At 63.9% G+C, this 4,674-nt stretch carries 4 protein-coding genes and 1 pseudogene; 1 reads left to right on the top strand and 4 read right to left on the bottom strand.

Annotated elements, in window-relative coordinates; translation table 11 throughout:
* Positions 1–125, top strand: a 125-nt coding sequence (locus Q0L57_RS06250; RefSeq protein WP_296739630.1) for a L,D-transpeptidase, incomplete at its 5' end; no start/stop codon positions are given.
* 140 nt (positions 126–265) lie between these two features.
* Here the strand turns inward: Q0L57_RS06250 and Q0L57_RS06245 are convergent.
* The 4 genes and pseudogenes from Q0L57_RS06245 to Q0L57_RS06230 all read right to left on the bottom strand — a co-directional run.
* Complete coding sequence (locus Q0L57_RS06245; protein ID WP_296739628.1) at positions 266–835, bottom strand: NifU family protein; 570 nt, start codon at positions 833–835, stop codon at positions 266–268.
* 147 nt (positions 836–982) lie between these two features.
* A complete protein-coding gene (locus Q0L57_RS06240; RefSeq protein WP_296739625.1) occupies positions 983–3,289 on the bottom strand; it encodes a glycogen debranching N-terminal domain-containing protein in 2,307 nt (768 codons plus the stop codon).
* Positions 3,290–3,444: 155 nt separating this feature from the next.
* Positions 3,445–3,936, bottom strand: coding sequence for a universal stress protein (locus tag Q0L57_RS06235; protein WP_296739623.1), 492 nt, complete (start codon positions 3,934–3,936; stop codon positions 3,445–3,447).
* A 103-nt stretch (positions 3,937–4,039) separates the two neighbouring features.
* Positions 4,040–4,674, bottom strand: a pseudogene (locus tag Q0L57_RS06230) (tryptophan--tRNA ligase); the annotation flags it as partial.

The raw sequence follows: 4,674 nt of genomic DNA, 5'->3' as shown, positions 1-4,674 counted from the left end.
ATGGCAGCCCGGAATGGTTCTCGATCGGCAAGGCGATGTCGTCGGGCTGCATCCGGCTGATGAACCAGGACATCATCGATCTCTACGACCGCACGTCGGTCGGCGCCAAGGTCATCGTGATGTGATCACGATGTCCGAGGGCGAAAGCTCTTGCAAGCGGACCGTCTAGGCAACAACAAGACGTCCAAAAACAGAAAACCGGGCTGTTGGGGCCCGGTTTTTTGTTTTTGGCGATATCAAATCGTAGCGGCAGCGGTGCGCGGGATCAGGCGACCTGCTCGACCTGCTGCACCTCGGGGACGAAATGCCTCAGCAGATTCTGGATACCGTGCTTCAGCGTCGCCGTCGACGACGGACAGCCGGCGCAGGCGCCCTTCATGTGCAGGAACACAGTGCCGTTCTCGAAGCCGCGGAAGGTGATGTCGCCGCCGTCCTGGGCGACGGCCGGCCGCACGCGCGTATCCAGCAGTTCCTTGATGGTCAGCACCAATTCCTCATCGGCCTTGTCGTAGAACTCGCCGGCGTGGTCGGCGTCGGCCACGGGGCCGGTCGAAGCCATGACGGGTGCGCCGGACATGAAGTGCTCCATGATGGCGCCGAGTATCGCCGGCTTCAGATGCTGCCAGTCCGGACCATCCTTGGTCACGGTGATGAAGTCATAGCCGAAGAACACGCCGGTGACGCCCGGGATATCGAACAGCCGGCCGGCCAGCGGCGAGGCTTCAGCGGCGGTGCTGGCATCGCGGAAGTCGGCGGTGCCTTCGCGAAGCACTTCCTTGCCGGGAAGGAACTTCAGCGTCGCCGGGTTCGGCGTCGATTCGGTCTGGATGAACATGGGATATCTCCAAAGCCCTTCTCGGGCCGATAGTTTGGAATAATTCTAAATAGGCTCTATCGGCTGGACATTCAAGCGAAACGCGTCGCCCAAATGGCTGGCTGGCGGAATGTTTTGCCAAGGCGAAGCCTTCCGCGGGTGGCTGCCCTATTTTCCGATTTCCACGGCGAGTTGTCCACTGGTCCGCAGGATATCGACCTCGGCTCCCCCGGACGTCCGCCTGAATTGAAGGTCGGCGCTTCCGGTTCCGACGCGCAGTCCGCGAAGCGTGATGCGGTTCACGAAATCGGGCAGGCCGGGTCGCACGATCCGGAGCTTGTCGGCAAAGCCGTCCGGTTCCAGTCCAAGGCAGGTCGTCAACAGGAAGGGCACCGCTCCGGCCGCCCAGGCTTGCGGATGGCAGGCCACGGGATAATGCACCGGCGCCTGGAAATCCTGGCGCGGAAAACCCGCCATTGCCTCGGGCAGCCTGAGATGGCGAAAATGCATCGCCGCTTCGGCCATCGCAGTGAATATCCGCAACGCGGCGCCGTCCTCGCCATACCGCCGGCAGCCGGCCGCCATCAGCGCGTTGTCGTGCGGCCAGACGGTTCCGAGATGGTATCCGACAGGATTGTAGCGCCGTTCCTTGCTGGAGAGCGTTCGCACGCCCCAGCCGTTGAACATGTCGTCCTGCATCAGCCGCGCCGCTGAACGGCGGCCCTTGTCCAGGTCCGCGATCCCGGTCCACAACGCCTGTCCCGGATTGGAGGAAACAACGGCCGCCTGGCGCCCCCTCGCTTCCAGCGCGAGCGCGAAGATGCCTCGATCCTTACACCAGAAGTCGCGGTTGAACCGGATCCTCAGCCTTTCGGCCTCTTCGCGCAGTTCCTTGGCGCGGGATGCGTCTCCGGTGCGCTCGTAGAGCTCGGCAATCGCTTGCTTGGCGGCAAAGACATAGCCTTGCACCTCCACCAGCGCGATGGGCGGCTTGGCGATGCCGCCGTCCGCCGTCACGATCGCATCGCCCGAATCCTTCCATCCCTGGTTGACCAGGCCTTTGTCCGACAGGGTCCGGTATTTGAGATAGCCTTCGCCGTGCTGGTCACCGGCCCTGGCGATCCAGGCCAAGGCCTTTTCCACCGGCTCCTGCAATTCCTGGAACAGGCCGAGGTCGCCGGTCCATGTCGCATGGCGACCGAGAAGCAGCAGGAAGAGCGGCGTCGCGTCCACCGTGCCATAGAACCTTGCATGCGGCACATCGCCCGCACGGGCCAATTCGCCGACGCGCAGCTCATGCAGGATCTTGCCGGGCTGCTCCTCACGCCAACGATCGACCCGGCGCCCCTGGTAGCTGGCGAGCAGCCGCAGCGTCTGGGCGGCGATCTCCGGCTGGAAGGCCAGCATTTCCAGCGCGACGATCAGGCTGTCGCGGCCGAACAGGGCGACGAACCACGGCACGCCGGCGGCGAAATATTCTCGATTGCCCAGTTCCGAGCGCAACGTCGCGATATCGCGCAGCGAACGGTCCATGATGTTGTTGAGCAGGAGGCTGTCGCTGTCGACCTTGGTGTGCCGCTCCAGCCATTCTTCCGAATTCGCCCGAAGGTCTCCGGCCGGGCCATCTGGCGCGATCTCCGGTTGCTCGTTCGAATGCCCGGCCTCGGCGTCTTCGGAATGCTCATTCAGTTCTATCGTGACCGCGATGGTCCGCGTTTCTCCCGCAGGCACATCGATCCGAAACTCGGCGCTTGTACCGTTCGTGGCGTCGGCCTGTGGCGAGAACGCGATCGTCGTCGTTCTGCGGAGCTGGTCGGCGCCGTGATGGACGAAATGCAGCCTTCCGTCCCGCCAGGCGGGCCGCTCTGATTTGCCCAGATTCTGCTGCACCAGCCCGCGCACGTTGAAGATGTCCTCGAATGCCGAGCCGAACTTCAACGTCAGGGGGAAACCATGCGCCTGGTGTCCGAAGTTCTGGATGGTGATGAGCTCCCGCACGCAGCTTTGCCCGGCATCGAGTATGCGTTCCCAGCGGATGCCGAGCTCATCCTTGGAGATCAATTGACCCCGCTCGAAATGCAGGTCGGGATTGGTCAGCTCGAAAAGCGCCGCGTAGCCTTTTTGACTGGTCGAGGCGAGCACGACCGGCGCCAGGCCGGCGAGCGACATCTGATAGCCACCAAGGAAGCGGCAATCGTGGAAATAGAGCCCGAAGCCATGTCCGCCCTTCAGGGGGATCTGCCCGTCGGAAGCGACGACATAATAGAGATCGAGGTTCTTGACGGTGATCGCGCCGGCGATGCTGTCGACCATAGCCGGGTGGCCCTTGGCGAGCACGCGGTGCCTGCGCTCCTGCTGCGCATGCGGTGTCTGCCTGGCTTTCTCCTGCGCGCGTGCCGATCGAGCCTCGGACCGGTTTGCCGGCTTGCCTTGCGGTTTCTGTTGTCGGCCCGCCTCCGGCTGCGATTTGGCCATCGGCCCTCCATTTTGGAATGGTCGTCTCATGACCAAAATGGCGCATCGCCGGCGCAGGCCAAGGGCTGTGCAGGCGGCTAGGGTTCAGCAACGTCGCCTGGACGCGCCGGGGAGGCCGCCGGAAACACCTGTTTGCAAGGCGCGTGGGCTGAGTATCAGGCCAGGCTGTCGATTTCTTCGTCGGAGAGATTCTGCGGCACCACCGTGACCGGAATGGGAAAGGCAGCACCTTTCCCGGCCACCGCTGCGACCAGCGGCCCGGGGCCTTCCTTGCCGGCGCCGGCTGCCAGCACCAGGATGGCGATGTCCTGGTCTTCCTCGATCAGCTTGTGGATCTCTTCGGTCGGCTTGCCTTCGCGCACCACCAGTTCCGGTTCGATGCCGAGCTTCTGGCGCACCTTGTGGGCGTGGGTGTCGAGCGCGGCGCGCGCGTTCGCCGTTGCCTCCTCGCGCATGATCTTCTCGACCCCCAGCCAGTGCTGGAAGTCGTCCGGCTCGATGACATAGAGCAGCACCAGCACGCCGCTGGTACTCTGCGCCCGCTTCGAGGCGTAGGCGACGGCGCGTTCGCATTCCGGCGTGTCGTCGATGATCGCCAGGAACTTGCGGCGATGCCCGGCTTCGCGGCTGAGGCGTTTGGAGACCATGTCTATCTGCTCGATATGGTTTAGGCCGCAATCTGCCACCGCCAGGGACCGGCGGCAAGCCGCCGGCTCCGGCATGTCGGTGGAAGTCGGTTGACCGGGCCGATCAGTCCTGCAGCAGGCCGATGATGTTGCGCACAGTCTTCATCGTGCCTTCGGCGATCGCCCGGGCGCGGTCGCCGCCATCCTTGAGCACGGCGTCGACATAGGCGCGGTCGCCCTCGATGCGGCGCATTTCGGAGGCGATCGGCGCGAGCTTCTCGACCGCGAGGTCGGCAAGCGCGGGCTTGAACACGGAAAACTGCTGTCCGCCATATTGCTTCAGCACGTCTTCCTTCGAGATTTCGGCGAGGCCGGCATAGATGCCGACAAGGTTTTCGGCTTCCGGCCGGGTTTCCAGTCCATCGAGTTCGCTCGGCAACGGCTCCGGATCGGTCTTGGCCTTGCGGATCTTCTTCGAGATGGTGTCGGCATCGTCGGTCAGGTTGATCCGCGACAGGTCCGACGGGTCCGACTTCGACATCTTCTTCGAGCCGTCGCGCAGGCTCATGATGCGGGCGGCCGGACCGCCGATCACCGGTTCGGTGATCGGGAAGTAGCCATTCACGGTTTCCTCGCCGACCTGCATCTCGACGCCGACGCCGAGCGCGGCGATCTTGTCGGAGAAGTCGTTGTTGAACTTCTGCGCGATGTCGCGGGTGAGCTCCAGATGCTGCTTCTGGTCCTCGCCCACCGGCACGT

The sequence above is a fragment of the Mesorhizobium sp. genome, assembly GCF_024509055.1.
Lineage (GTDB): Bacteria > Pseudomonadota > Alphaproteobacteria > Rhizobiales > Rhizobiaceae > Mesorhizobium.
The sequence above is the reverse complement of the archived record's forward strand: the minus strand, read 5'-3'. Positions and strand labels throughout refer to the sequence as shown.